At 68.8% G+C, this 25,062-nt stretch carries 24 protein-coding genes; 17 read left to right on the top strand and 7 right to left on the bottom strand.

What is annotated here, in order from left to right:
• The first annotated feature begins 29 nt into the window (after window positions 1-29).
• The 5 genes from fsa (at window position 30) to DRW48_RS01225 (ending at window position 4,757) form a co-directional block, all read left to right on the top strand.
• Window positions 30-686 (top strand): fructose-6-phosphate aldolase, encoded by a 657-nt coding sequence (fsa, locus tag DRW48_RS01245; RefSeq protein ID WP_114074829.1) that lies wholly within the window; start codon window positions 30-32, stop codon window positions 684-686.
• 4 nt (window positions 687-690) lie between these two features.
• Window positions 691-1,404 (top strand): DUF484 family protein, encoded by a 714-nt coding sequence (locus DRW48_RS01240; RefSeq protein WP_114074828.1) that lies wholly within the window; start codon window positions 691-693, stop codon window positions 1,402-1,404.
• Window positions 1,401-2,342 carry a tyrosine recombinase XerC gene (locus DRW48_RS01235; protein WP_114074827.1) on the top strand — a complete coding sequence of 314 codons (942 nt, stop codon included), beginning with the start codon at window positions 1,401-1,403 and terminating at the stop codon, window positions 2,340-2,342. Before DRW48_RS01240 ends, DRW48_RS01235 begins: the two co-directional genes overlap by 4 nt.
• A gap of 92 nt (window positions 2,343-2,434) precedes the next feature.
• Window positions 2,435-3,154, top strand: a complete 720-nt coding sequence (locus DRW48_RS01230; RefSeq protein ID WP_114077267.1) for a CDP-alcohol phosphatidyltransferase family protein — start codon at window positions 2,435-2,437, stop codon at window positions 3,152-3,154.
• A 112-nt stretch (window positions 3,155-3,266) separates the two neighbouring features.
• Entirely contained in the window at window positions 3,267-4,757 is a 1,491-nt protein-coding gene (locus DRW48_RS01225; RefSeq protein WP_114074826.1) for an ABC transporter substrate-binding protein, read from the top strand.
• A gap of 70 nt (window positions 4,758-4,827) precedes the next feature.
• On the opposite strand, the gene DRW48_RS01220 is transcribed toward DRW48_RS01225, so the two are convergent.
• The 3 genes from DRW48_RS01220 to DRW48_RS01210 all read right to left on the bottom strand — a co-directional run bounded on the left by DRW48_RS01220 (window position 4,828) and on the right by DRW48_RS01210 (window position 7,705).
• Entirely contained in the window at window positions 4,828-5,766 is a 939-nt protein-coding gene (locus DRW48_RS01220; RefSeq protein ID WP_114074825.1) for a lytic transglycosylase domain-containing protein, read from the bottom strand.
• Between the two features lie 60 nt (window positions 5,767-5,826).
• Window positions 5,827-6,723 carry a hypothetical protein gene (locus tag DRW48_RS01215; RefSeq protein WP_114074824.1) on the bottom strand — a complete coding sequence of 299 codons (897 nt, stop codon included), beginning with the start codon at window positions 6,721-6,723 and terminating at the stop codon, window positions 5,827-5,829.
• A 163-nt stretch (window positions 6,724-6,886) separates the two neighbouring features.
• The gene (locus DRW48_RS01210; protein ID WP_114074823.1) at window positions 6,887-7,705 is read right to left on the bottom strand and encodes a L,D-transpeptidase; all 819 of its coding nucleotides are present in this window, start codon (window positions 7,703-7,705) and stop codon (window positions 6,887-6,889) included.
• Between the two features lie 385 nt (window positions 7,706-8,090).
• Here DRW48_RS01210 and DRW48_RS01205 point away from each other — a divergent pair, with 385 nt between their 5' ends.
• Window positions 8,091-8,369: a GlsB/YeaQ/YmgE family stress response membrane protein gene (locus DRW48_RS01205; protein WP_114074822.1), complete on the top strand. Its 279-nt coding sequence runs from the start codon at window positions 8,091-8,093 to the stop codon at window positions 8,367-8,369.
• A 78-nt stretch (window positions 8,370-8,447) separates the two neighbouring features.
• Here DRW48_RS01205 and DRW48_RS01200 read toward each other — a convergent pair whose 3' ends face one another.
• Window positions 8,448-9,668 carry an aminopeptidase P family protein gene (locus tag DRW48_RS01200; protein ID WP_114074821.1) on the bottom strand — a complete coding sequence of 407 codons (1,221 nt, stop codon included), beginning with the start codon at window positions 9,666-9,668 and terminating at the stop codon, window positions 8,448-8,450.
• Between the two features lie 277 nt (window positions 9,669-9,945).
• On the opposite strand from DRW48_RS01200, the gene DRW48_RS01195 reads away from it, so the two are divergent.
• The 4 genes from DRW48_RS01195 (at window position 9,946) to DRW48_RS01180 (ending at window position 15,042) form a co-directional block, all read left to right on the top strand.
• Window positions 9,946-11,577, top strand: coding sequence for an MFS transporter (locus DRW48_RS01195; RefSeq protein ID WP_114074820.1), 1,632 nt, complete (start codon window positions 9,946-9,948; stop codon window positions 11,575-11,577).
• A gap of 122 nt (window positions 11,578-11,699) precedes the next feature.
• A complete protein-coding gene (locus DRW48_RS01190) occupies window positions 11,700-12,647 on the top strand; it encodes an ABC transporter permease (RefSeq protein ID WP_114074819.1) in 948 nt (315 codons plus the stop codon).
• Window positions 12,644-13,459 (top strand): ABC transporter permease, encoded by an 816-nt coding sequence (locus tag DRW48_RS01185; protein WP_114074818.1) that lies wholly within the window; start codon window positions 12,644-12,646, stop codon window positions 13,457-13,459. The genes DRW48_RS01190 and DRW48_RS01185 overlap by 4 nt, the downstream gene beginning before the upstream one ends.
• Entirely contained in the window at window positions 13,456-15,042 is a 1,587-nt protein-coding gene (locus DRW48_RS01180) for an ABC transporter ATP-binding protein (protein WP_114074817.1), read from the top strand. The genes DRW48_RS01185 and DRW48_RS01180 overlap by 4 nt, the downstream gene beginning before the upstream one ends.
• A gap of 14 nt (window positions 15,043-15,056) precedes the next feature.
• Here DRW48_RS01180 and DRW48_RS01175 read toward each other — a convergent pair whose 3' ends face one another.
• On the bottom strand, window positions 15,057-17,534 hold the full coding sequence (locus DRW48_RS01175; RefSeq protein ID WP_114074816.1) for a lytic transglycosylase domain-containing protein: 2,478 nt from the start codon (window positions 17,532-17,534) through the stop codon (window positions 15,057-15,059).
• A 126-nt stretch (window positions 17,535-17,660) separates the two neighbouring features.
• Here DRW48_RS01175 and dapA point away from each other — a divergent pair, with 126 nt between their 5' ends.
• The 7 genes from dapA to DRW48_RS01140 all read left to right on the top strand — a co-directional run bounded on the left by dapA (window position 17,661) and on the right by DRW48_RS01140 (window position 23,022).
• Window positions 17,661-18,536, top strand: a complete 876-nt coding sequence (gene dapA / locus DRW48_RS01170; RefSeq protein ID WP_114074815.1) for a 4-hydroxy-tetrahydrodipicolinate synthase — start codon at window positions 17,661-17,663, stop codon at window positions 18,534-18,536.
• 101 nt (window positions 18,537-18,637) lie between these two features.
• Entirely contained in the window at window positions 18,638-19,132 is a 495-nt protein-coding gene (ruvC, locus tag DRW48_RS01165) for a crossover junction endodeoxyribonuclease RuvC (RefSeq protein WP_114074814.1), read from the top strand.
• Window positions 19,129-19,800, top strand: coding sequence for a Holliday junction branch migration protein RuvA (ruvA, locus tag DRW48_RS01160; protein ID WP_114074813.1), 672 nt, complete (start codon window positions 19,129-19,131; stop codon window positions 19,798-19,800). The genes ruvC and ruvA overlap by 4 nt, the downstream gene beginning before the upstream one ends.
• Window positions 19,801-19,802: 2 nt before the next feature.
• The gene (locus DRW48_RS01155; RefSeq protein WP_114074812.1) at window positions 19,803-20,654 is read left to right on the top strand and encodes a M48 family metalloprotease; all 852 of its coding nucleotides are present in this window, start codon (window positions 19,803-19,805) and stop codon (window positions 20,652-20,654) included.
• Window positions 20,655-20,739: 85 nt separating this feature from the next.
• A complete protein-coding gene (gene ruvB / locus DRW48_RS01150; RefSeq protein ID WP_114074811.1) occupies window positions 20,740-21,762 on the top strand; it encodes a Holliday junction branch migration DNA helicase RuvB in 1,023 nt (340 codons plus the stop codon).
• The gene (locus DRW48_RS01145; protein ID WP_114074810.1) at window positions 21,755-22,168 is read left to right on the top strand and encodes a PaaI family thioesterase; all 414 of its coding nucleotides are present in this window, start codon (window positions 21,755-21,757) and stop codon (window positions 22,166-22,168) included. Before ruvB ends, DRW48_RS01145 begins: the two co-directional genes overlap by 8 nt.
• Entirely contained in the window at window positions 22,165-23,022 is an 858-nt protein-coding gene (locus DRW48_RS01140) for an NAD(P)H-binding protein (RefSeq protein ID WP_114074809.1), read from the top strand. Before DRW48_RS01145 ends, DRW48_RS01140 begins: the two co-directional genes overlap by 4 nt.
• A gap of 3 nt (window positions 23,023-23,025) precedes the next feature.
• Here DRW48_RS01140 and DRW48_RS01135 read toward each other — a convergent pair whose 3' ends face one another.
• Both DRW48_RS01135 and fmt read right to left on the bottom strand, forming a co-directional pair.
• Window positions 23,026-24,147: a cation diffusion facilitator family transporter gene (locus DRW48_RS01135; protein ID WP_114074808.1), complete on the bottom strand. Its 1,122-nt coding sequence runs from the start codon at window positions 24,145-24,147 to the stop codon at window positions 23,026-23,028.
• Entirely contained in the window at window positions 24,144-25,037 is an 894-nt protein-coding gene (fmt, locus tag DRW48_RS01130) for a methionyl-tRNA formyltransferase (RefSeq protein ID WP_114074807.1), read from the bottom strand. Before fmt ends, DRW48_RS01135 begins: the two co-directional genes overlap by 4 nt.
• Between the last annotated feature and the right edge of the window lie 25 nt (window positions 25,038-25,062).

Raw genomic sequence — 25,062 nt, 5'->3', positions numbered from 1 at the left:
CAGCGACCCCCCTCGCCGGAGCCTGAACCATGCGCTTTTTCGTCGACACCGCCGATATCGACGCCATCAAGGAACTGCACGCCCTGGGCGTCGTCGATGGCGTGACGACCAACCCCTCGCTGATCGCCAAGTCGGGGCGCAGCATCCTCGAGGTCACCAAAGAGATCTGCGATCTGGTCGAGGGCCCGGTCAGCGCCGAGGTGGTGGCCGACAACGCGAAGGACATGATTGCCGAGGGCAAACACCTGGCAGCCATTGCGCCCAATATCGCGGTCAAGGTGCCACTGACCTGGGAGGGATTAAAGGCCTGCAAGGCACTGTCCGACGACGGCCACATGGTCAACGTGACGCTGTGCTTTTCGCCTGCGCAGGCGCTGCTGGCGGCCAAGGCGGGCGCGACCTTTATCTCGCCCTTCATCGGCCGGCTGGACGACATCAATCTGGACGGGCTGCAACTGATCGCCGACATCCGCCAGATCTATGACAACTACGGCTACGAGACGAACATCCTCGCCGCTTCGATCCGCTCGGTGAACCATATCACCGAATGCGCCAAGATCGGCGCCGACGTGATCACCGCGCCGCCGGCGGTCATCAAGGCGATGGCGAACCATGTGCTGACCGACAAGGGTTTGGCCGCGTTCGACGCCGATTGGGCCAAGACCGGCCAGAAGATCTTGGGCTGACGCCGTGTCGGGGGCTGACGAGGCGGGTATCGACGAGGCCGTGCGGGCCCGGCTGCTGGCGGCGCCGGACCTGATCCTGGGGGATCGCGACCTTATGCGCGCGCTGATCGGCGCGCGCGAGGCCGAGGCCGGCGCGAATGTCATCGACATCCGCGGCCGCGCCATGGAGGCGCTGGAGGCGCGGCTGACGCGCCTTGAATCCGCGCATGAGAACGTCATCGCCGCCGCCTATGACAACCAGGCGGGGATGCAGACCATCCATCGCGCGGTGGTCTCGCTGCTGGAACCCGATGATTTCACCAGTTTTCTGGAAAATCTGAACACCACCGTCGCGCCGATCCTGCGCGTCGAGACGCTGCGCCTAGTGATGGAAAGCGACGCGGTTCAGGCGCCGCCGGCCGGCGAGAGTGGCGCGCTGGCGATGGTCCAGACCGGGACCGTGGCCCGCATGATCGCCGCGGGGCGCCGGGCTCCGCGCGGCAATGACATCATCCTGCGCCGCGCTTCGGCCGAGACTGCGCTGACCCATGGGACCGCGGCCGGCGCAATCCGGTCCGAGGCTCTGTTGCCGCTGGATCTGGGCGCGGGCCGCTGGCCGGCGCTGCTGCTGATGGGGTCGAACGATCCGGCGCGCTTCACCCCGACCCAGGGCACCGACCTGCTGCGGTTCTTTTCGCAGGTGTTCCGGCTGGTGCTGATCGGCTGGCTGCGCGAATGACCAAGCCGCCACCACCACTGGCGCTTGCCCCGGCAATGGCCGAGGCGCTGGCGCAGTGGCTGGCGGTGCAGCAGGGCAGCCGCGACCGCTCGCCCCAGACGATCCGTGCTTACCAGACCGATCTACTGGCGTTTTTGCAGTTCCTCGGCGGCCATCAGGGCGCGCCGGCGCTGCCGGCCAGGCTGGCCGGTCTGGGCCACAGCGACATGCGCGCCTTTGCAGCGGCCGAGCGGTCGGGCGGCCTCGGCGCGCGATCGCTGGCGCGGCGCTTGTCGGCGGTGCGCAGTTTCCTGCGCTGGATCTCGGACCGCGAGGGGTTTGACGCCTCGCCTGCGCTGGCGGTGCGCGGCCCGCGTGCGGCGCGCAGTCTGCCGCGCCCGCTCGCGGCGGAGGACGCGCGTGCGGTGATCGATATGGCCGCAGCCGATCATGACACGCCGTGGATCGCTGCCCGCGATACCGCCGTGCTGACGTTGCTTTACGGCTGCGGCCTGCGAATCTCCGAGGCCTTGGGGCTGGACGGGCGCGACTGGCCGCCACAGGGCGGGGGGCTGCGCATCCGCGGAAAGGGCGGCCGCGAGCGGATCGTGCCGGTCCTGCCGGTGGCCGAGGCGGCGGTCGCCGCTTACCTCGCGCAATGTCCGTGGCGGTCCGAGGCAGATGGACCGCTGTTCCGCGGCCTGCGCGGCGGGCGTCTGAACCAGCAGACGGTCGGGGCGGTGATGGCCCGTGGTCGCGCCGCGCTTGGCTTACCGCAGACTGCCACGCCCCACGCCCTGCGGCACAGTTTTGCGACCCATCTGCTGGCCGGCGGCGGCGATCTGCGTGCGATCCAGGAGTTGCTGGGTCATGCGCGCCTGTCGACGACCCAGATCTATACCGGCGTCGACGACGCCCGCTTGCTGGAGGCATTCCGTGCCGCCCACCCCCGGGCCTGAGGCGGGGCACCTGTCACGCAACCTTCATCTTTGACATGACGCTAACGCAGGCCGCCGTTGCGCCGATGTGCGGCGCATGCGAAAAGCCGGCGATGCAGAGATCGAACCTCAATGCACTTTCCGTCCATCTTCTGACCGCCAGCGGCGCAGTGCTGTCCATGCTGGCGATGCTCGCCGCGGTCGAAGAACGCTGGTCTCTGATGTTCTTTTGGCTGGTGATCGCACTGGTGGTCGACGGCGTTGACGGCCCACTGGCCCGGCGTTTCGATGTACGTCGGAACTGGCCGACCTATGACGGCGTCCTGATGGACCTGATCATCGATTATCTGACCTATGTGTTCATCCCGGCCTACGCCCTGTTCAAGAGCGGGCTTTTGCCCGGCTGGACCGGCTGGCTGGCGATCATCGCCATCGTCTATGGCAGCGTGATCTATTTTGCCGACACGCGGATGAAGACCCGCGACAACAGCTTTGCCGGCTTTCCGGCCTGCTGGAACATGGTTGTGCTGGTGCTGTTCGCGATCAAGCCGAACTTCTGGCTGATCCTGGTCATCGTCGTCGGCCTGACCATCGCCATGTTCACCAACATGAAATTCATCCATCCCGTGCGCACCGCGCGCTGGCGGGCGATCTCGTTGCCGATGGCGGCGGCTTGGGTGCTGTTCGCGATCTGGGCGGTGGCCGTGCGGTTCCACCCGCAAAGCTGGGCGCTGTGGGGACTGGTTGTCACCTCGGCCTGGCTCATGTTCGCGGGCGCCGCACAGCAATTGCTGCCGCGCCACGCCACGGATCCCGGCGGTCGGACTGACTAGGCGCGACGGCGGCCTGCGACCAACATCCCCTTTGCAAAACAGCGGGCTTGATCGACGGGCCCGCCGCTTCCATGATCGCGCCGGCCGGTTTTCGGCAATCCGTGGAGGCTGAATGTCCCGATCCCTCACCTTGACCCTCGCCCTCGGTGCGGCCCTGGCCGCTGCTGCGGCCGCCGTCCCGGCGACGGCAGCGCCGCCCGACAGCCTGACCCTCGGCATGGTGCTGGAGCCGCCAAACCTCGACCCCACCACCGGCGCCGCCGCGGCCGTGGACGAAATCGTCTATGCCAACGTCTTCGAGGGTCTGACCCGCATCGCCGAGGATGGCAGCGTGGTCCCCGGCCTCGCCGCCAGCTGGGACGTCGCGCAGGACGGCAAGCAATATGACTTTCACCTGCGCACAGGGGTGAAGTTCCAGGACGGCGCCGATTTCGACGCCTCCGACGTGGTCTTTACGCTCGATCGCGCGCGGGCGCCGGATTCGACCAACGCCCAGAAGGCGTTGTTCGAGGGGATCGACACGGTCGAGGCCGTTTCCCCCGATCTGGTGCGGGTGGTGCTGAAGGCGCCGGACGGGGCCTTCCCGTGGAAGATGGCCTGGGGGGATGCGGTCATCGTGGATCCCGCCTCGGCCAAGGACCTGGCGACCAAGCCGGTCGGCACCGGGCCTTTCGCCCTCGGTGAATGGAAGCAGGGCGATCACGTCACGCTGAAGGCGTTCGACGGCTACTGGGGTGAGAAGCCGGCCCTGAAAAGCGCGACTTTCCGCTTCATCAGCGATCCCAGCGCTGCCTTTGCCGCGCTCATGGCAGGCGACGTGGACGCGTTCCCGAACTACCCGGCGCCGGAAACCCTGCCGCAGCTGCAGGCCGATCCACGTTTCAAGGTCGTGGTCGGCACGACCGAGGGCGAGACAATCCTGGCGATGAACAACGCCAACCCGCCGCTGGATAACATCAAGGTGCGCGAGGCCATCGCCCACGCCATCAACCGACAGGAAATCATTGACGGCGCCATGTTCGGCCAGGGCACGCCCATCGGCAGCCATTTCGCGCCGCACAACCCCGATTACGTCGATCTGACCGCGCAGTCGGCCTATGACCCCGAAAAATCCAAGACGCTGCTGGCCGAGGCGGGCTCGCCTGAGTTGAAGCTGCGCCTGGCGCTGCCGCCGCCGCCCTATGCCCGTCGCGGGGGCGAAATCATCGCCGCCCAGCTGAAAGCCGTGGGGATCACCACTGAGGTGACCAACATGGAATGGGCGCAGTGGCTGGAAACGGTGTTCAAGGGGGGCGACTTTGACCTGACCGTCATCAGCCATACCGAGCCGATGGATATCGATATCTACGCCCGTCCGGACTATTACTTTCACTACGCGAAGCCGGCCTTTGTCGAGTTGATGGACCAATTGAAAGGCGCCATCGACCCGGCGCAGCGCAGCGCCCTGCTGAAGCAGGCGCAACAGATGCTGGCTGACGACTACGTCAATGCCTTCCTGTTCCAGCTGGCCAAGACCAGCGTCGCCGATGCCCGTCTGGAAGGGCTGTGGCAGAATGCGCCGAACCAGTCGAACGACCTGACCAAGGTCCACTGGAAGATGTGATCGCGCCGACTGCCGCAAAATCGAAGGCCGGCCCTGCAATCGCAGGCCCGGCCTTTTTCATCTCACGACGTCAGCGGTTCTTCAGCACCAGGCATTTGCCACCCGCCGCCCGCAGCCGCGAGCAAAAGGTGAAGGCCTCGGTTTTCGAACTGTAGCCGACCTGCGCGGTATATATCGTCTTGGGCATGCCGCTGATCCGCTTGCGGACATAGGCGACGCGCTTTCCAGCCAACAGCGGGCGCAGCTGGCGGTTCAGCCGATTCACCTGCGAGGCCGCCCCCGACTGGCGTGGGTGCGAGGCCAGGATCACGCCCCAGGGCCAGACACGCTCGGGCGTCTTGAACTCTTTCAGCGCGCGCTTGGCCGCAAGGCTGACGCAGGCGTCGTGGAACGGGGTATCGCCCTTCAGGCGCAGGTCGACCTTCTCAGGCGGCTCGTCACGCCATTTCCAGGCATTCTCGCCGGTGATCGCCTCGACATAATCCTGCGTCTCCCATGGCAGGACGGTTCCCCCGGCGATGAACCGAGCGGCCCGCGACTCGCCGCCGTTGTAGGCGACTGCCGCCAGCCCGAGGTTGCCGAACCCGTCGCTGAGCTGGCGCAGGTAGCGCGCCGAGGCGACGATGGCCTTGGCCGGGTTGTAAGGATCGTCGAGGCCGACGATGCGCGCGGTCTCCGGCATGAACTGCGCGATGCCTTGGGCGCCGGCGGGGCTGATCGCCGACGGCTCGAACAGGCTTTCCTTCCAGAGCAGCCGGGCAAAGAAATGCGGATCGAGGTTCACGTCGCCCGCAGCGAGTTCGATGGCGGCGCAGACGTCGGGGACATAGCTCTCGGCCGTGATGCAGATGCGGCCATCCGCCGTGCAGCGCCGTGCGGGCGTGTCGGTGGCATTGGCCGGGACGACCACCGGCAAGGCGCCCGTGACCGCGTCATCGGCAGGGCGCGCCAAGGCGGGCGCACCGATCAGGGCGGCCAGAGCAAGGGCGGTCAGGGCAGGATAGGTCATCACGTCTCCGGCGCGGGTTGGGGCGAAGTTATCAAACCCCACGCGCCGGTGGAATGCGGATCAGGCCTTGGCCTTCTTGCCCTTCTTGGCGCTGGCCTTCGCCTTAACCTTCTTGTCGGACTTGGACTTGGTCTTCTTGTCCGACTTGGCCTTCTTGTCGGCATCAGCCACCTTGGCCTTGGCGTCCTTTTTGGACTTCTTGTCGGCCTTCACCTTGGTGGCAGCCGCGTCCTTTTTCGCCTTTTTGCCGGCGGCTTTGACCTCGGGGCTGGCGGATATCACCGACTCGGCCACGGGCTCCGACACACGTGCGGCCGGCACCGCGACGGAGGCGGACGCCGAAGCTGCCGCCGGCTTGCGCGGCACAGGCTTGGCGCCGGTGCGGCGGTCGGCCGCGGTCCGCTTGGCACCGGTGGCGGCCGCGCCCCGCGTTGCGGTGCGGGTGCGGGCCACGGCTGCGGGGCGGGTCTTCGCGGCCTTGGCCGGTTGCGGCGCGGTGGCGGCGTCGCCCTTGCGCTGGCGTACCGGCTTGGGCGTCGGGCCGTCCTCAGCCGAGACGCGATCATGTTGCGGGGTCAGCGGGATCGCGGCGGACGCCTTGCGCCGGCGGGTGGCTGCGGCGGCGCGCGATGATGGCGCAGCGGCGGCAGGCGCAGCGCTGACGTTGTGCCGCGCCGAGGCGGCCTTGGCGGCAGCCCCCGGTTTTACGGCCCGAGAGGGCTTGTTTATGCCTGCGGCGCGGCGGCGCCGCTCCTCATGCGCGCGGCGCAGGGCCGAGCGCAGGTAGCTGGAGGCAGGGCCATGGGTCCCGGATTTCACCAGGCTGTCCAGTTGGGCGATGGCATCGGCCAGCTTGCTGTCCGAAAGGTCGTTGATCCCCGGCCGTCGCGTGCTGCGCGTCAGGGCGAGCGTGGTGCTGTCCAAGGCCGCGGCCTCGGCCTGCGCGTGATTTGGCATGTGGACGTCCCTCCGGATGCGCGAGGCGGCGAGCGCGAGTTTCGCACGTAAACCTCTGACTCGCAACGCGCTTCTGCGAGCCTGCGTGACCTGCTTCTTGGCAGGAAAAAGGCCCCTGCCGACGGGCAGGGGCCTTTCAGAGCTGTGTGCGTGCGGGGCGGTATCAGCCGGCCGGCACGGCGCTTTCGACGATCGAGGGGGTGGTGGCCGCGGCAACGTCGCCTGCGACCGCGCCCGTCGGGGCGCTGTGGACGACCGTGCCGCCGACCGGGGTCAGGTAACCCTCGGGCGATTCGACCAGCTCGCCTTCGTAGCGGCGGCTTTCCTCGGGCGAGCGAACGCGGACCGCGGTCCCGATCGGAACCTGCTGGAACAGGTCAAGGATGTCCTGGTTGAACAGGCGGATACAGCCGGCCGAAGTGGCCTTGCCGATGGACGACGGGTCCATCGTGCCGTGGATCCGGTAGTAGGTGTCCTTGCCGCCGTTATAGAGGTACAGCGCGCGCGAGCCGAGCGGGTTGTCGAGGCCACCCTTCAGGCCGTTCTTGACCGGGCCGTACAGCTCGGGGTTGGTGCGAACCATGTTGGCGGTCGGCGTCCACGACGGCCAGGCCGCCTTGCGCTGGATCGTGGCCGAGCCGGAAAAGCCCGTGCCTGCCTTGCCCACGGCGACGCCGTAACGCATCGCCTGACCGCCTTCCATTACGTGGTACAGGAAGCGCGAATAGGGATCGACGACGATGGTGCCGGGTGCCTCGGGACCGTTGTAGGGCACTTGCTGACGGCGGTTGCGCTCGGTCAGGTACGCGATGTTGACGGCCGGGATCGGTACCGGCTCGCCGTTGGGGCCGACGTCCGTACGCGCCTGGTAGGTCGGCGGCACACTGGTCAGCGTGCTGCCGGTCGAGGCGGTCGGGGCAGGGGTATCGGTGCAGGCCGCAAGGCCCAACGCAAACATCAGCGCCAGAGAGGCGATACGCATAAATCATGTCCTTCGTTCATGCGGGCCGCGGGCGAGCAAGGCCGGGACCACAGGGCAGCAGATGGAATCGCAATGGCCGAGACAGACGGCAGCGGTGCGATTCGTCCATCGCCCATTGGTGCGGGAACGCAAGTCAGCGTCAACGCGGGCACGCGCGGCGCGCGTGCGGCGTGACAAAAATGTTGCGCCAAGTCAGGCGGGTGAAATTGCTGACCGGCCCTCAACTAACCCCTTATGCCTTCAGTCGCGCCGTGACGAAAATGTCGCACCCGGCCGATCGTGCCAAAGCACGGGATTCATAGCGGAACTGTCACCCGTTTGGTCATGTTAGACTGGCGTATAGCGGCGGGCGCGACCCGACCGGACATCAAGAAAGGACTTCATAATGGCTGCTTTCAGTGGGATCGGGTTGATCGTCTCGCTTATCATCGGTGCGATCGCCGGCTGGCTGGCTGGCGAAATCGTGAAAGGCCATGGCCAGGGCGTGATGATGAACATCGTCGTCGGCATCGTCGGCGCGCTGCTGGCCTCCTGGCTCTTCCCGGCGCTTGGCTGGAACATGGCTGGCGCTGATGGCCGCATGTCGATCCTGGGCTCGATCATCTTCTCGACCATCGGTGCCGTCATCCTGCTGCTGATCCTGCGCCTCTTCAACCGCGCCTGATCGCCGCAAGACTTGCATCAGAACGGCCCCTGCCAGTGGCAGGGGCCGTTTTCATTTGCGCGACCGCGATCAGGGATTTCAGCCGACTACGTTCTCGGCCGGACCATAAGGATAACTGGTGATGTCCTCGGCCCCGTCCTCGGTGATGACGAGGATGTCGTGCTCACGATAGCCGCCGGCGCCGGGTTGGCCCGCGGGGATGGTCAGCATCGGCTCCATGCTGATGACCATGCCCGGTTGCAGCACGGTGTCGATATCCTCGCGCAGTTCCAGCCCGGCCTCGCGGCCATAGAAATGCGACAGCACGCCAAAGCTGTGGCCATAGCCGAAGGTGCGGTATTGCAGCAGCTGGCGCTCCTCCAGCCAGTCGTTGATCAGGTGCGTCACCTCGGCGCAACTGACGCCCGGCTTCAGCAGGCTCATGCCGTATTCGTGGGCGCCGATGTTCGCCTCCCAGATCCGCAGCGAGGCATCGTCCACGCTCTCGACGAACATCGTGCGCTCGAGCGCGGTGTAATAGCCCGAGATCATCGGGAAGGTATTCAGTGACAGGATGTCGCCCGCCTCGAGCACGCGACCCGTGACGGGGTTATGGGCGCCGTCGGTATTCAGCCCGGATTGGAACCAGACCCAGGTGTCGCGGTATTCAGCGTCGGGAAAGCGCCGCGCGATTTCGGATTCCATCGCGTCGCGGCCGGCCATGGCGACGTCGATTTCGCGGACGCCGGCCCGCACGGAATCGCGGATGGCATAGCCGCCGACATCGGCGACATTTGCGCCGGCCCGGATCAGGGCGATCTCGGCCGGGGACTTCATCATCCGCTGGCGCATGGTAGCATCGCTAATGCATTTGCGCTCGGCCGGGGCGAGGAAGCTGTCCAGCTTGGCGGACTGCACCAGTGTCAGGTGATCGCCCTCAACGCCGATGCGCTGGCCGGTGCCGGCGACCGAGGCGATGGCCCGCCAGAAGTTGTCGCGCTGCCAGTCGGTGTAGGTGATGTTGTCGCCATGGCAGCGCCGCCACGGCTGGCCCGCGTCGATGCCGGCGCTGATGGTCACACTGTCGGTGGGCGTCACGACCAGCCCGTAAGGCCGGCCAAAGCTGCAGTAGAGAAACCCCGAATAATAGGCGATGTTGTGCATCGAGGTCAGGACCGCGGCATCGAGGCCGTCGCGGGCGAGGATCTCGCGCAGGCCCTTGAGGCGGGCGTCATACTCCGCCGGAGCAAAGGGCAGCTTTGCCTTTTCGCCGTTGTGAAAGCGGTACATTTCCGGACGGGCGGTGGATGGGTTAGGCATGTGCATGGATCCCCAGGAAAGGGCGGGGCGGATGGAGAGCCCCGAAAGACCTCCCGGCGTGCAGGACTATAGGGCCGGAAAGATGCGGCGACGCCATCGCCGCGGCCCATGCGGCCAGCTAGCCGGGGCGGCGGCCCACGCGCAAGCACGATGATAGTAGGGGCGCGGAGTTGGTACGATTGCACCCCCGGTAGCGCCTTGGTCCGCCACAGGAGTTCTGGGCCGTTGCACACCGGCGGGCTGCGCCATATCGTCGCCCGACCAACGCAGGTGAGCCGTGTCCGAGCGCCATTCCGTTTTCTACCCCCTGCGGTATCGAGAATACCGGGCCTTGTGGGGCGCGTCGGTGCTGTCCAACTTCGGCGGTCTGGTGCAAGGGGTCGGCGCCGCCTGGCTGATGACCCAGTTGACCACCTCGGCGACGCTGGTTGCGCTGGTGCAGGCCTCTACAACGCTGCCCTACATGATCTTTGCGCTGATGGCGGGGGCGCTAGCCGATCTGTTCGACCGCCGGGCCCTGATGCTCGCAGCGCAGGCCTTCATGCTGCTCGCCTCGATCACGCTGGCGGTGATCGGCTGGACCGGCGGCCTGACGCCCTGGCTGCTGCTGTCGCTGACCTTTCTGATTGGGGTCGGCGCCGCGATCTATAACCCGCCCTGGCAGGCGAGCATGGGCGATCTGGTGCCGCGCGCCGAATTGCCCTCGGCGGTGACGCTGAACTCGGTCGGGTTCAACCTGATGCGCGGTGTCGGTCCGGCGGCGGGTGGTCTGATCGTCGCTGCCTGGGGGGCGGCGGCTTCGTTCACCGTTAACGCGCTCAGCTACCTGCCGCTGATCTTCACGCTGCTGCGCTGGCGGCCGCCGGCGCAAGCCCGCAGTGTCGCTGCGCGCGAGCCATTCCCCAGCGCGGTCCGCGCCGGGCTACGCTACGTCGCCCTGTCGCCGAACCTGCTCCGTGTCCTCGGCCGGGGCGGGCTGTTCGGGTTCGCCGCAATCTCGGTCCTGGCGCTTTTGCCGCTGGTGGCGAAATCGCACACCGAGGGCGGCTCGCTGCTCTATGGTCTGCTGCTGGGCTGCTACGGCCTTGGCGCGATCATCGGCGCGGTGCTGAACCCCCCGATGCGCGAGCGTTTCGACAACGAGACAATCGTTCGCCTCGCCTTTGCCGGCTTTGCGCTGGCGGCGACGGTGCTCGCCACGACCGGAAGCGTCTGGCTGCACGCTCTGGCGCTGCTGCCGGCCGGGGCCGCTTGGGTCCTTGCGCTGTCCCTGTTCAACGTGACCGTACAACTGTCGACGCCCCGCTGGGTCGTGGCGCGGGCATTGGCGCTGTACCAGACCGCGACCTTCGGCGGCATGGCTGCGGGCAGCTGGTTGTGGGGTTGGATCGCCAATGGCTATGGCTGGCAAACCTCGCTGTTGGCTGCCGCCGTCGTCTTGTTCGCTGGGGCGCTGGTCGGCTTTTGGTTCCGCGCGCCCGAGTTCGGGGCCGCGAACCTCGACCCGCTGAACCAGTTTCGCGCCCCGGCGCTGGGCCTCGACCTGCGAGGCCGTTCCGGGCCGCTGTTGATCATGGTCGATTACGAGATCAACCAGGGCGACGTGCCTGAGTTTCTGCGCCTGATGCAGCAGCGCCGCGCCATCCGCCGCCGCGATGGCGCGCGCGGCTGGACCCTGTTGCGCGACATTGAGCAGCCATCGACCTGGGTCGAGAGCTTTCACATCGCCACCTGGGACGAATATGTGCGCCACAACCTGCGTCGCACAACGTCGGAGGCCGAGGTCACCATCGCGCTGCGCGCGCTGCATCGCGGGACCGGCGATCCCATCGTCCACCGCATGATCGAGCGCCGCACTGTCCCCGCGCATGAGGACGTGCCGCTGGTCGGCAAGGCCGACGTCCTGTGACTGGCCTCTCCGGCACCTCACGCTGCGCTTTTCCCGATACCAGGGTCGTGGGTGGCCTCGCGATGCCGATGCCGATGCCTATGCCGGTGCGCGCAGGCCAGAACACGGACCGGCCCTGAGCCATGGGCCGCTATGTCCTGCGCCGGGCGCTGTCGCTGATCATCAGTCTGCTGGTGGCATCGGTCGCAATTTTTTCCATCGTCGCGCTGGTGCCTGGCGATCCCGCCAGCTTCATGCTGGGCACCGGCGCGCAGCCTGACACGCTGGCGGCGCTGCGCGCGCAACTCGGCCTCGACCAGCCATGGCCACTGCGCTACGCGGCATGGATCGGCGGCATCTTGACAGGCGATCTGGGCACCAGCTTTACCTACAAGACCCCGGTCGCGGCGCTGCTGGCCGACCGTATCGTCGTCTCCCTGCCACTCGCTTTGATGGCGTTAGCGCTGGCCGTGGTGATTGCCTTTCCCATTGGCATGATCGCGGCCGCGCGTCGCGGCCGGGCAGCGGATGTGGCGGTCATGGGCGGCACTCAGTTGGGCATCGCGGTGCCGAACTTCTGGTTCGCCATGATCCTGGTGCTGATTTTTGCGGTCAAGCTGCGCTGGCTGCCAGCCGGCGGCTTTCCTGGCTGGGATCACCCCCTCGCCGCGCTGCGCGCGCTGCTACTGCCGGCCATTGCGCTGGCGCTGCCGCAGGCCGCGATCCTCGCGCGGGTGCTGCGCAGCGCCCTGATCGAAACGATGGGTCAGGACTACATCCGCACCGCGCGGGCCAAGGGCCTCAGCGCCGGGCAGGCGCTGCGCCGGCACGGGCTGCGCAACGCCATGATCCCGGCGCTGACCATCATCGGGTTGCAATTCAGCTTTCTGCTGGCCGGCGCCATCATCATCGAGAACGTGTTTTACCTGCCCGGCCTCGGCCGCCTGATCTTTCAGGCGATCACCCAGCGGGACCTGATCGTGGTGCAGTCGGCCGTACTGGTGCTGGTCACGGCCGTCATCCTGATCACCTTCCTCACGGACCTGGCGTACGCCGCTGTGGACCCCCGCCTGCGTAGGGGCCGAACATGAGGTGGGGGTTGATCCTTGGCGCTGCGCTTGCCGGGCTGGCGCTGGCGGCGGCGTTGGTCTCGTTCGTCTGGACGCCCTATTCGGTCGAGGCGCTGGATATCGCCGGCAAGCTGAAGCCCCCGTCCGCGGCACATTGGCTGGGGACGGACCAGTTGGGGCGGGACATCCTCAGCCTCGCCATGGCCGGGGCGCGGACCTCTCTGGCGGTGGCGCTGGTTGCGGTCGGCATCGGCATGGGCGCGGGCGTGCCGCTGGGCCTGACCGCCGCTGCCCATCGCGGCGGCTGGCTAGACGAGGTCATCATGCGCGGCGGCGATCTGATCTTTGCCTTTCCAGCGCTGGTGATCGCCATCCTGATCACTGCGGTGTTCGGCCCTTCGGCAGTCAACGCGATCATCGCCATCGGCATTTTCAACATCCCGGTGTTCGCGCGCGTCGCCCGGGGCGGCGCGATGCCGCTTTGGACGCTGGATTTCACCCGCGCGGCCGAGGTCGCCGGCAAGTCCCGCGCCCGCATCAGCGCCGAGCATATCCTGCCCAACATTGCCAATCTGCTGATCGTGCAGGGCACGATCCAGTTCAGCCTCGGGATCCTGGCGGAGGCCGGGCTCAGCTACGTCGGCCTCGGCGCGCAGCCCCCGACCCCTAGTTGGGGCAGGATGCTAGCAGAAGGGCAGACCATGGCGATGATGGCGCCGCATGTGGCGCTGATCCCGGGCCTCGTGATCGTGCTGACGGTGCTGGGTCTGAACCTGCTGGGTGACGGGCTGCGCGACGCGCTGGACCCGCGGCTGCGGGCGCGAAGCGCATGACCGGCGAGCCGACGTCAGGCGACCCGCTGCTGGACATCCGCGGACTGTCCGTTGCGATCGGCGGCCGGCCGGTGCTGGACGGGGTCGACCTGGCCCTGCGTCGTGGCGAGGTGCTGGGGCTGGTGGGCGAAAGTGGCTCCGGCAAGTCGATGACTGCGCTTGCGATCATGGGGCTGCTGCCCCCCGGAGCCGAACGGCGCGGGCAGGCCCTGCTGGGCGAGACCGACCTGCTGGCGCAGGACGAAGCCACCCTTTGCCGCCTGCGCGGCCGTCGTATGGGCATGATCTTTCAGGAGCCGATGACCGCGCTGAACCCGCTGATGACCATCGGCGATCAGGTGGCCGAAGTGCTGCGCCTGCACCGCGGCCTGCCGCGCGCGGCGGCGCTGGCCAAGGCCCGCGACAGGCTCGACCGGGTCGGCCTGCCCGGGCCGCGCTTCCACCTCGGGCTGTGGCCGCACGAGCTGTCGGGCGGCCAGCGTCAGCGCGTTGCCATTGCCATGGCCATCGCCCTGCGGCCCGACCTGCTCATCGCCGACGAGCCGACCACCGCGCTTGATGTCACCACGCAGGCGCAGATCCTCGATCTGCTGGCGGGACTGGTTCGGGACGAGGGGATGGGCCTGCTGCTGATCACACATGACCTCGCGGTGGTTGCAGGCCGAGCGGACCATGTGGCTGTCATGCAATCGGGGCGCGTCGTCGAGGCCGGTCCGACCGAGGCGCTGTTCCGCCGCCGCAGCCATGCCTACACCCGCGCGCTGTTTGCCGCCTCGACCCACATGCCCGCGCGCCACGCGGCCCCGGACCCGGCCGTGCCCCTGCTGGAGGTGCGGGGTGCGGTCCGCGAATACCGGCTGGCGCGCGGCGCCTTGCGCGCGGTCGATGGGGTCAGCCTGACGGTGAACGCGGGCCAGTCCGTCGGCCTCGTCGGCGAGAGCGGGTGCGGAAAGTCCACCCTGACCCGCGCGATCCTCGGCCTCGATCCGCTGCAGGGCGGCGAGATCCGGCTGGGCGGGGTGCCGGTGGCGGCCGGACACCAGATGCCGCGAGGGCTGCGGGCGCGGATGCAGGTGGTATTTCAGGACCCCTTCGCCAGCTTCGATCCGCGCTGGCGGGTCGAACGGCTGGTGGCAGAGCCGTTTCACCTGACCGGCCGCCCCCCAGACTGGCGCGCCCGGGTCGCCGCCGCGCTGGCCGAAGTCGGCATTGCACCGGATAGCGGAAAGCGTTTTGTGCACGAGTTTTCTGGCGGACAGCGCCAACGCATCGCCATCGCCCGCGCGCTGATCATCCGCCCCGCGCTGATCGTGCTGGACGAGGCGGTCAGTGCGCTCGACGTGCGCGTGCGCGCGCAGGTGCTGGACCTGCTGGCCGCGCTGCGCGCCAGCCATGGGCTGTCTTACCTGTTCATCAGCCACGATCTGGGCGTCGTCCGCGCGATCACCGACCATGTGCTGGTGATGGAGAAAGGCCGCATCATCGAGGCCGGCCCAACCGAGGCGGTCCTGTCCGACCCGCAAGACGTCTATACTCGCAAGCTGCTTGCCGCGACGCCGCGCATTCCTGACGGTTGGATCTGAAGCAGGGCGTCCGCCTACTGGGGCGGCGGCGGGATGGAGGGCAGAGTTTTCACACTCGGGTTCTGCACCTGCAGCAGGGCGGCCGGCGCGGCGCGGTCTGCTGCTGAGGGCGTTGCGGCCTGCCGCTCGTCCATCGCAACGCTCGCGCCGGTTTCGCGGGCGGCTGGCGTAGGCCGGGCGGTTGAGACAGGCACAGGGGGCGCCGTCGCGGCAGAGGCCGTCGGTGCGGCGACTGACTGGACAGAAGCCGTCGAACCGGTGGTCGCCGGGGCAGCAGCCGAAGCAGAAGCCGGTGGGGCAGGCGCAGCGGGAGTAGCGGCAGCCGAAGCCGCTGGTTCAGCAGTAGTCGGGGCGGCAGCCTCGACCGCCCCACCCTCAGCAGCGCCAGCTGCCGCGGGGGCCGCCGGATCGCCCATCACCGCCTCGCGCGCGGCCCAGATCACGCCGCGCGGGTTTGGCGGCGGGGGCAGCGAGGCGGTCAACGTCAGGATCGGGCGGGGGATGGGGATGCTGACCACGCCGCCGCCGGTCAGGTCCTCGGTCGGGGTCAGCGGCACCGGCGCGCCCGCGATCCGGGCGCGATAGATCGGCAGCGCCTCGGCCACGCGCATCACGTAGTTGCGGGTCTCGTCAAAGGGGATCGCCTCGACCCATTCCACCGGATCGGCGCCGGAGCGGATCTCGCCCAGCGATTTCAACCACTGTGCCGAACGCCCGGGTCCGGCGTTATAGCCCGCCGCGACCAATGCGATCGATGGGCCATAGCGGGCGCGCAGCCGCGCCAGATAGGTCGCACCATAAAGGGCGTTGTAGTCCGGGTTGCGCGACAGCTGGTCGAGATCGAAGGGCAAGCCGACCTCGACCGCAATCTCGCGCGCGGTGGCGGGCATGACCTGCATCAGCCCGCGCGCCCCGACGCCCGAGGCTGCACGCGGGTTGAACTCGGATTCGCGCCGGGCAATCGCCAGAGCCAGTTCGGGCGGGATGCCCAGGTCATCGGCCTCCAGCCCCGTCAGCGGGAACAGCGCGGCAGGATAAACCGCGCCCTTTTGCGCGGCCACCTTGGCCAGGCGCAGGGAATGGTGGGTCTGGCGAAACTCGGCCATCAGGCGCGCGAGGCGGCCGATGTCCTCGGCCGAGGCGGTCTCGCTGACCTGCAACAGGAACCGCTGGGCAAGGTCCGGCTGGCGGGCCAGCATCAGCCAGATCGCCGCCTGCACGCGATCGTCGCGCAGCACCGCGCTGGCGCGCCAGTTGGGCAGCGCGGAAGGGCCGCCCCCGACCAGCTGCGGGTCCATCGGCACGCCCGCCGCCTCGGCCGCGAGTTGGCCATACCATGTCGTCTGATGGGTCGCCGCCCGCCGCATCAACGCGTCGGCGCCCGGCTGGTCGCCCCTACGCGCCGCGGTCAGTGATTGCCAATAGAGCGCGCGCGACTGGGTGATTGCGGCGGCAGAGCCGGCGCCCAGAGCTTGGAACCGCGCCGCGGCCGCTGGCCAGTCGCCGGCGCGATAAGCAGCATACCCAGCCAGCCATTCCAGATCGGTCCACAACGGATCATCTGTTTTCAGCCAGTGGCCCGATGCCAACTGTTGCGCGCGCTTCGGATCGCCGGCGCGCAGTGCGGCACGCGCATAATCGGCGCGGACCCGCGCCCATAGTGCCGGATCACGCAACGCCTCGGCAGAGGTGGACTGCGCCAGCATCAGCGCCTCGGCCTCGGCGCGGTCCTTGGCTTTCACCGCGGCGCGGAAATGGTCCAGCGCAAGGCCGGCGTCCTCGCGTGCCCAGCGCGGCAGTTGGGTCAGCCGCAGGGCGAGGTTCGGCACCGTGCCTGCCTGCAGGTCGGCGCGCAGCGTGGCGAGCGCGCGGTCGTCACCGGTCAGGCGCGGCAGCATCCGCCGCGCGGCCTGCCATTCGCCACGATCCAGCAGGGCGGCGGCGCGGGCCTTGTTCTGCGCGGCCAGCACCGCCCCCCATTCCGCCAGCAGGGCAGACTCGTCCTGAGGCGACAGGGCGCCCGCGCCGCTGGCCCAGAGCGCGGCGAGCCGCGCGCCGGCAGCCTCGCGGCCCTTCGCGGCGCTGAGCGCGGCGATCAGGCGCCGCATTCCGGTCCCGGTCAGGGGCGCGTCCTCGCCGAACCATGCCAGCACCTCGGCCGCAGGCGCGGTGGCAGGGATGGCCGCCGCCTCGGCCCGCTCGCGCATCAGTGCGAGGCCAGGCCAGTTGGGGTGGCGGTGCATGAAGTCGGTATATTCGGCCAGGCTGCCCCGCCCCGCGCGCAGCTGGTGCCAAGCGACGATGTCGGCCGCCAGCGGCCCCGACGCGCGGGCCGCGTCCTGCGCCCCTGCCCAATCGCGGGCGGCGATATCAGCCATCGCACGGCGCAGCGCCACCGCATCCTCGGCCCGCGCCGCCGGCGGGGCGGCGGCACCAAGGATCACGGCAAGCCCGCAGGCAAGTCCGGCGGATCTGAGGCCAAGCGAGCGCATCGGGTCATTGTCGGGCGGCGGCAGGCCGGGGGCAACTCACATCTTCACCAGCCCGCGCGACTGCGCGGCTTGGCAAGGGCCGCGTCGGGGTCTAGGGAAACCCGTACGCCAAACGGAGCCAGCGTCATGTTCAAGGGTTCGCTTCCCGCCCTCGTCACCCCGTTCACCGAGGACGGAGAGCTGGACCTCAAATGCCTCGAGGCGCTGGTCGAATGGCAGATCGCCGAGGGCAGCCACGGCCTTGTCCCGGTGGGCACCACCGGCGAGAGCCCGACCCTGACCCATGACGAGCATCGGCTGGTCATCGCCGAGGTGGTTCGCATCGCCGCCGGGCGTGTGCCGGTGATCGCCGGCGCCGGCTCGAACAGCACGCGCGAGGGCATCTCGCTGATCCAGTACGCGCAGGAGGTCGGTGCCGACGCCGCGCTGGTCGTCACGCCCTATTACAACAAGCCGACGCAGGCAGGCTTGATCGCGCATTTCACCGCGCTGCACGACGCCAGCGATCTGCCGATCATCATCTACAACATCCCCGGCCGCAGTGTCGTCGACATGATGCCCGACACGATGGGCGAACTGGCCCGGCTGCCGCGCATCATCGGTGTCAAGGATGCCACGGGCAAGCTGGAGCGGGTGTCGTGCCAGCGCATGAGCTGCGGTCCGGATTTCGTCCAGCTGTCGGGCGAGGACGGAACCGCGCTGGGCTTTAACGCCCACGGGGGCGTCGGTTGTATCAGCGTCACCGCCAATGTCGCGCCGCGCCTCTGCGCCGAGTTCCAGGAGGCGACCTTGCGCGGCGATTACGCTGCCGCCCTGGCGCTGCAGGACCGGCTGATGCCGCTGCATGTCGCGATCTTCCTCGAACCGGGGCTGGTCGGGGTGAAATATGCCCTCAGCCGCATTGACCGCTGCAATCCGCGCGTCCGCCTGCCGCTGGTCGCTCTGACGGAGGAGACCAAGGGCCGGATCGACGCGGCGATGGAATTTGCCGGGCTGATCTGAGGCAGAACGGTTGGGGGCGTCCGCGCCTGCCGCTGACCCCTACCCAAATGTTCACGCTTCGTGCTAGCCTACGGCAAAACAAGACCAGTTGGGGGCAGCAGATGCGCGTCTTGGGGATCGACCCTGGCTTGCGGAACATGGGCTGGGGGGTGATCGCGGTCGATGGCCCGCGGCTGACCCACATTGCCAATGGCGTGATCCGGTCCGAGGCGGGCGATCTGGGGGCGCGGCTGGTCACGCTGTATCGCGGCCTCTGCGCCGTCATTGCCGCCCATGCGCCCGACGCGGCGGCCGTCGAGCAGACCTTTGTCAACAAGGACGCAACCGGCACGCTGAAGCTGGGGCAGGCGCGCGGCATCGCCATGCTCGCCCCGGCCGAAGCCGGCCTTGCGGTCGGGGAATATGCCCCCAACGCCGTGAAAAAGGCGGTGGTCGGCGTCGGCCACGCGCAAAAGGGTCAGATCGAGCATATGGTCCGCTTTCAGCTGCCGGGGATCGTGCTGGCCGGACCGGACGCGGCCGATGCGCTGGCCATCGCAATCTGCCACGCCCACCACCTGCAGGGCCGCGCACTACGCATCAAGGTGGTCGCATGATCGGCCGCATCGCCGGGATCATCTTGCACCGTGCCGCCGATCACGTGCTGATCGACGTGCGCGGCGTCGGCTATATCGTGCATGTCAGCGAGCGCACCGCTGCAAGCCTGCCGCGCGTGGGCGAGGCGACCGCGCTTTATACCGATCTGCTGGTGCGCGAGGATCTGTTGCAGCTGTTCGGCTTTGCCTCGCTGCTGGAAAAGGAATGGCACCGTCTGCTGACCTCGGTCCAGGGGATCGGGTCAAAGGCCTCGCTGGCGATCCTCGGCACGCTCGGGGCCGAGGGGCTGGGCCGGGCCATCGCGCTGGGCGACTGGGCGGCGGTGCGCAAGGCGCCGGGCATCGGCCCCAAGCTGGCGCAGCGGCTGGTGCTGGAGTTGCGGGACAAGGCGCCACAGGTCATGGCCATGGGCGGCGCGCTGACGGTCGATCTGGGCGCACCGGTGATCGAGGCTGACGGTCCCGCGCCTGCGACGCCCCCGCGCACCACGCCTGCCCCGAAAGGGAACGCCAATGCTTCGGCCGAGGCGCTGTCGGCATTGTCCAATCTGGGTTATGGTCCGTCTGAGGCCGCCGCGGCGGTGGCCGAGGCCGCCCAGGCGGAACCCGAGGCCGCGACCGCGGCGTTGATCCGCGCCGCCCTGCGGCTGCTGGCACCAAAGGAATAGTCATGGGAAACGCGCGCACCTTCATCCTGATGGCCGTGATGACGGCGCTGTTGATGGGCCTTGGCGCGCTGTTGGGCGGCCGCGGCGGGATGATGTTTGCGCTGCTCTTTGCAGGCGCCACGAACCTCTGGGCCTGGTGGAACAGCGACAAGGCCATGCTGCGCCAGAACGATGCGGTCGAACTGACGCCCGAGAGCGGCGGCGATCTGCTGGCCTTGGTCCGGGAGCTGGCCGACAACGCCGGCCTGCCGATGCCGCGCGTCTACCTGCTTCCGACGGACCAGCCGAACGCCTTTGCCACCGGCCGCAACCCGGCCAATGCGGCCCTCGCCGTGACGGCCGGGCTGGTGCGCCTGCTGCCGCGCGACCAATTGGCGGGGGTGATCGCCCATGAGTTGGCGCATGTGCGCAACCATGACACGCTGACCATGACGGTGACCGCGACCATGGCCGGCGCGATCTCGATGCTGGGCAACATGGCGATGTTCTCGCGCAACAATCGCGGCGGGGGGCTGCTGGCGATGCTGGTGGCCCCGCTCGTCGCGGGGCTGGTGCAGATGGCCATTTCCCGCACGCGCGAGTTCGAGGCGGATCGCGAGGGCGCGGAAATTGCCGGGCAGGCGCGCCCGCTGGCCGGCGCGCTGGCCAGCATTGCCTCGGCCGCCGGGCAGGTGCCCAACCTCGCGGCTGAGCGCAACCCGGCCTCGGCCGCGATGTTCATCATCAATCCCCTGACCGGCGGCCTGCGCGGCCTCTTTGCGACCCATCCCCCGGTGGAAAAGCGGATCGCGCGGCTGGAGGCGATGGATTTGCCGGCGCAAGGCATCAGCGGCTTTCCGCGGGTGGGCAGGTGATGCCCGCTAAGCTCTCGGATCGGGCGGGATGTGCGCCTTGCGGACAGGTCGATAGCGCCATCCTGGGGGGGACACCCTGCCGCCCATGCTGAACCCGGTCCTTTCCCCCGAGCCACTCGAGACCGACAGCGAAGATCGCGCGCTGCGACCGCAGAACCTGGACGAGTTCATCGGTCAGGCCGAGGTGCGCGCCAACCTGAAGGTGTTCATCGAATCCGCCCGGCGGCGCGGCAAGGCGATGGACCACACCCTGTTTCACGGCCCTCCCGGCCTCGGCAAGACGACGCTCGCGCAAATCATGGCGCGCGAGCTTGGGGTCAGCTTCCGCATGACCTCTGGCCCGGTCCTTGCCCGCGCCGGCGATCTGGCGGCAATCCTGACCAACCTTGAGGCGCGGGACGTCCTTTTCATCGACGAGATCCACCGCATGAACCCGGCGGTCGAGGAGATCCTGTATCCGGCGATGGAGGATTTCGAGCTGGACCTGGTCATCGGCGAAGGGCCGGCGGCGCGCACCCTGCGGATCGAGCTGCAGCCCTTTACGCTGGTCGGGGCGACCACGCGGATGGGCCTGCTGACCACCCCGCTGCGCGACCGCTTTGGCATCCCGACGCGTCTGCAATTCTACACCATCCCCGAGCTTGACATGATCGTCAGCCGGGGCGCGCGTCTGCTCGGCGTGCCCGCCGCGCCCGAAGGTACGCTGGAGATCGCGCGCCGCGCGCGCGGCACCCCGCGCATCGCTGGCCGTCTGCTGCGGCGGGTGGTGGACTTTGCGTTGGTTGAGGGCGACGGCACGCTGACCCGCGCCATTGCCGACCGGGCGCTGACCCGGTTGGGGGTGGATCATCTGGGCCTCGACGCCGCCGACCGGCGCTACATGACGCTGATGGCCGAGCATTATGGCGGCGGCCCGGTCGGAATCGAGACGCTGTCCGCCGCGCTGTCCGAAAGCCGCGACAGCATCGAGGAAGTGACCGAACCCTATCTGCTGCAACAGGGACTGATCCAGCGCACGCCCCGCGGGCGCATGCTGGCGCAGGGAGGCTGGCGGCACCTCGGGCTGGACGCGCCGAAAACCGCGCAAGGGGCGCTGTTCGATGAGTGATTTCGACCCCGCCCCCATCCGCGCCAGTTTTGCGCGGCAGTCGATGATGACCACCCTTGGCGCGACGATGGAGGAGGTCGAGCCCGGCCGGGTGGTCATTCAGGCCGAGGCGGCGCCGCATCTGGCCCAGCAGCAGGGATTTGCCCATGGCGCGCTGACCTTCGCCATTGGCGATTCGGCCGCCGGCTATGCCGCGCTGACGCTGATGCCGCCGGGCACCGATGTTCTGACCATCGAGATGAAGATCAACATGCTCGCCCCGGCGCGGGGGCTGCTGCGGGCCGAGGGCCGGGTCATGCGTGCAGGCAAGCGAATCGTCGTCGTCACGGCCGAGGTGACTTCGGGCGGCAAGTCCGTTGCCCTCATGCAGGGCACCATGATCCCGGTCGAGGGACCAGCGGCATGATCGTGGTCACCGGCGCGACCGGGCGGCTGGGCGGGGGCATCGTCGCCGCGCTGCTGGCGCGGATGCCGGCCGAACAGATCGGTGTCAGCGCGCGCGATCCGCTGGCCGCCACTGACTTGGCCGAACGCGGGGTGCGCGTGCGGTTCGGCGATTTCGCCGAGCCCGACTCGCTGGGCCCGGCATTCGAGGGTGCGCGCCAATTGCTGCTGGTATCCTCGAACGCCGAGGCACAGGGTGGCGATGCCGTGGCGCAGCATCGGGACGCGATCGCGGCCGCAATGGCCGCAGGGGTGGAGCGCATCGTCTACACCAGCCATATGGGCGCCAGCGCAACCTCGGCCTTTGCGCCGATGCGCGGCCATGCCGCGACCGAGGCGCTGCTGGCGCGCTCCGGCCTGCGCTGGACGGCGTTGCGGAATGGCTTTTACGCCAGCACCGTGCAGGCGATCCTGCAGACCGTGCCGGGCGATCTGATCGAGACGCCGCAGGACGGCAAGGTGTGCTGGACCGCCCATGCCGATCTGGCCGATGCCGCCGCCGCCGTGCTGCTGGACGAAGGCCGGTTTGACGGCCCCACACCGCCGCTGACCGCCGCCGAGGCGCTGGACTTCGCCGACATCGCGCGAGTGCTGACCGGCCTGCGCGGCAGTCCGGTGGTCTGGAAGGCCATTCCCGATGATGCGTTGCAGGCCCGGCTGCGCGGGCTTGGCGTTTCTGACCGGGTGATCGACGTTATGCTGGGGCTTTATCGCGCCGCGCGCGCGGGCGATTTCGCGGCAACAGACTCGACGTTGGGTGCACTGATCGGACGGCAGCCGAGGACGCTGGCCGAGGTGCTCGCCCGGCCGGTTTAGAGTTCAGTGATCCACCGCGGCGATCCGGCCGGGCGGGTCAACCTGGACCGTCACGTGATCGATGCTGTAGCGCTGGCGCAGATGCGCGGTGACGATCTGTGGCAGTTGCAACGGATCGACTGACCCATCCGGGCAGACATGGATCGTGGCAATGCTCTGCTCGTCTGTCAGCGTCCAGGCGTGGAAATGCCCCGCCTCGGCCACACCGCCCAACGTCGCGACCTCGGCCTCGGCCGAGGCGGCGTCGACCCCGCGCGGGGTCGCCTGCAGCAGGACATCGATCGCATCGCGCACCAGGCCCCAGGCCGAGCGCAGGACCAGCACCGCCACCAGCACCGACAGCGCCGGGTCCAGCCACAAGCGCCCGGTCAGCATGATGCCGATGGCAGCGGCGATGGCGCCGACGCTGCCCAGCAGATCACCCAGCACATGCAGATAGGCCCCGCGCAGGTTGGCGTCGTGGCCCTCGCCGCGCGATAGAACCACGGCCCCGATGATGTTGACTATCAGCCCGACCACCGCCACGGCCAGCATCGGCCCGGCCATGACCTCGGCCGGGTGGCGCAGGCGGGCGATGGCCTCCCATGCAATCCAGGCAACCAGGACCAGCAGGGCGACGCCATTGGCAAGCGCCGCCAGCACCCGCACCCGGTGAAAACCGTAGGTCCGCCGCCCGTCCGCGCGCCGCGCCGCCAGCCGATAGGCCATCAGCGCCAGCAGCAGCGCAGCGGAGTCCGAGATCATGTGCCCCGCATCCGCCACCAGCGCGAGCGATCCCGACAGCCAGCCGCCAATTGCCTGCACCAGCGCGTAGCTGGCGGTCAGAGCGAGGATGATGGCCAGCCGCCGCTCGTTCGCCGCGGTCACGCGCGGGGCGTGGCTGTGGCCGTGATGATCGTGGCCGTGGCCATGCCCGTGGTCGTGCGGATCACCGCCTGTTGCGGAGCCATGGGTATGGCCGTCACGGGCGCATCCGGTGCCATGGGCGTCGCCCACATGAGCATATCCGGGTCCGGGCTCGGCACGAGCGTCGTGACCCGAAGCACCATGGGGGTGGCCGTCATGGCCATGCCCCTCATGCCCATCGCCGGCGTCGTGGCCGTGGCGGGTGCGAGGGCCGCTCATTGCAGGACCCCGGGCGTGGCCCAGCCGCGCAGGACCTCGGCCGCGAGCGTGGCGCGCTTGCCCTCGCGCTGCGCCTCCAGCACCTCGATGGCACCGGTGCCACAGGCGATTTTCAGGCCATCCAGCATCGTCCCGGGCGCACCGCTGCCGGGTACGACGCGCGAGCGCAGCAGCTTGAGCCGCTCGCCTCCCGCCATGGTCCAGGCGCCAGGGAAGGGCGACAGGCCGCGGATCAGCCGGTCCACCTCGGCCGCCGGACGGGACCAGTCGATCCGCGCCTCGGCCTTGTCGATCTTGGCTGCATAGGTGACGCCCTCGGCAGGTTGCGGCACTGCCGGCAGGGGCAGGCGATCCAGTACATCGACGATCAATTCCGCCCCCATGGCCGAAAGCCGATCATGCAGATCGGCGGTGGTGTCCTGCGGACAGATTGTGGTGCGCGCCTCGGCCAGCACCGGGCCGGTATCGAGGCCGGCCTCCATCTGCATGATGGCGACCCCGGTCTCGGCATCGCCGGCAAGGATCGCGCGGTGGATCGGTGCGGCGCCGCGCCAACGCGGCAGCAGCGAGGCGTGGATGTTCAGGCACCCGAGACGCGGGGCGTCGAGGATCGCTTGCGGCAGGATCAGGCCATAGGCCGCGACCACCGCGACATCTGCGCCCAGTGCGGCGAATTCAGCCTGCGCCGGGGCGTCGCGCAGCTTGGCCGGGGTGCGCACCTCGATCCCAAGCGCCTCCGCCGCGCGTGCGACGGGCGAGGGTCGTGGCACCTGTCCTCGGCCCGCCGGGCGCGCCGGCTGGGAATAGACGCAGACGACGTCATGCCGGGCGGCGAGGGCGCGCAGGGCAGGGACGGTGAAATCGGGCGTTCCCATGACGATCACTCGCATACGGTGTCCCCCAAGCGATCCTCGC

Source organism: Paracoccus suum, from assembly GCF_003324675.1.
Classification (GTDB): domain Bacteria; phylum Pseudomonadota; class Alphaproteobacteria; order Rhodobacterales; family Rhodobacteraceae; genus Paracoccus; species Paracoccus suum.
The sequence above is the reverse complement of the archived record's forward strand: the minus strand, read 5'-3'. Positions and strand labels throughout refer to the sequence as shown.

Bases quoted from the DNA above. Each gene is read 5' to 3' on its own strand.
- DRW48_RS01225 (WP_114074826.1), top strand. From the start codon at position 3,267: ATGTCCCGATCCCTCACCTTGACCCTCGCCCTCGGTGCGGCCCTGGCC.
- ruvC (WP_114074814.1), top strand. From the start codon at position 18,638: ATGCGCGTCTTGGGGATCGACCCTGGCTTGCGGAACATGGGCTGGGGG.
- DRW48_RS01220 (WP_114074825.1), bottom strand. From the start codon at position 5,766: ATGACCTATCCTGCCCTGACCGCCCTTGCTCTGGCCGCCCTGATCGGT.
- DRW48_RS01155 (WP_114074812.1), top strand. From the start codon at position 19,803: ATGGGAAACGCGCGCACCTTCATCCTGATGGCCGTGATGACGGCGCTG.
- DRW48_RS01235 (WP_114074827.1), top strand. From the start codon at position 1,401: ATGACCAAGCCGCCACCACCACTGGCGCTTGCCCCGGCAATGGCCGAG.
- dapA (WP_114074815.1), top strand. From the start codon at position 17,661: ATGTTCAAGGGTTCGCTTCCCGCCCTCGTCACCCCGTTCACCGAGGAC.
- DRW48_RS01210 (WP_114074823.1), bottom strand. From the start codon at position 7,705: ATGCGTATCGCCTCTCTGGCGCTGATGTTTGCGTTGGGCCTTGCGGCC.
- DRW48_RS01180 (WP_114074817.1), top strand. From the start codon at position 13,456: ATGACCGGCGAGCCGACGTCAGGCGACCCGCTGCTGGACATCCGCGGA.
- DRW48_RS01230 (WP_114077267.1), top strand. From the start codon at position 2,435: ATGCAGAGATCGAACCTCAATGCACTTTCCGTCCATCTTCTGACCGCC.
- ruvB (WP_114074811.1), top strand. From the start codon at position 20,740: ATGCTGAACCCGGTCCTTTCCCCCGAGCCACTCGAGACCGACAGCGAA.
- DRW48_RS01190 (WP_114074819.1), top strand. From the start codon at position 11,700: ATGGGCCGCTATGTCCTGCGCCGGGCGCTGTCGCTGATCATCAGTCTG.
- DRW48_RS01185 (WP_114074818.1), top strand. From the start codon at position 12,644: ATGAGGTGGGGGTTGATCCTTGGCGCTGCGCTTGCCGGGCTGGCGCTG.
- ruvA (WP_114074813.1), top strand. From the start codon at position 19,129: ATGATCGGCCGCATCGCCGGGATCATCTTGCACCGTGCCGCCGATCAC.
- DRW48_RS01200 (WP_114074821.1), bottom strand. From the start codon at position 9,668: ATGCCTAACCCATCCACCGCCCGTCCGGAAATGTACCGCTTTCACAAC.
- DRW48_RS01175 (WP_114074816.1), bottom strand. From the start codon at position 17,534: ATGCGCTCGCTTGGCCTCAGATCCGCCGGACTTGCCTGCGGGCTTGCC.
- DRW48_RS01145 (WP_114074810.1), top strand. From the start codon at position 21,755: ATGAGTGATTTCGACCCCGCCCCCATCCGCGCCAGTTTTGCGCGGCAG.
- fmt (WP_114074807.1), bottom strand. From the start codon at position 25,037: ATGCGAGTGATCGTCATGGGAACGCCCGATTTCACCGTCCCTGCCCTG.
- DRW48_RS01215 (WP_114074824.1), bottom strand. From the start codon at position 6,723: ATGCCAAATCACGCGCAGGCCGAGGCCGCGGCCTTGGACAGCACCACG.
- fsa (WP_114074829.1), top strand. From the start codon at position 30: ATGCGCTTTTTCGTCGACACCGCCGATATCGACGCCATCAAGGAACTG.
- DRW48_RS01140 (WP_114074809.1), top strand. From the start codon at position 22,165: ATGATCGTGGTCACCGGCGCGACCGGGCGGCTGGGCGGGGGCATCGTC.
- DRW48_RS01205 (WP_114074822.1), top strand. From the start codon at position 8,091: ATGGCTGCTTTCAGTGGGATCGGGTTGATCGTCTCGCTTATCATCGGT.
- DRW48_RS01135 (WP_114074808.1), bottom strand. From the start codon at position 24,147: ATGAGCGGCCCTCGCACCCGCCACGGCCACGACGCCGGCGATGGGCAT.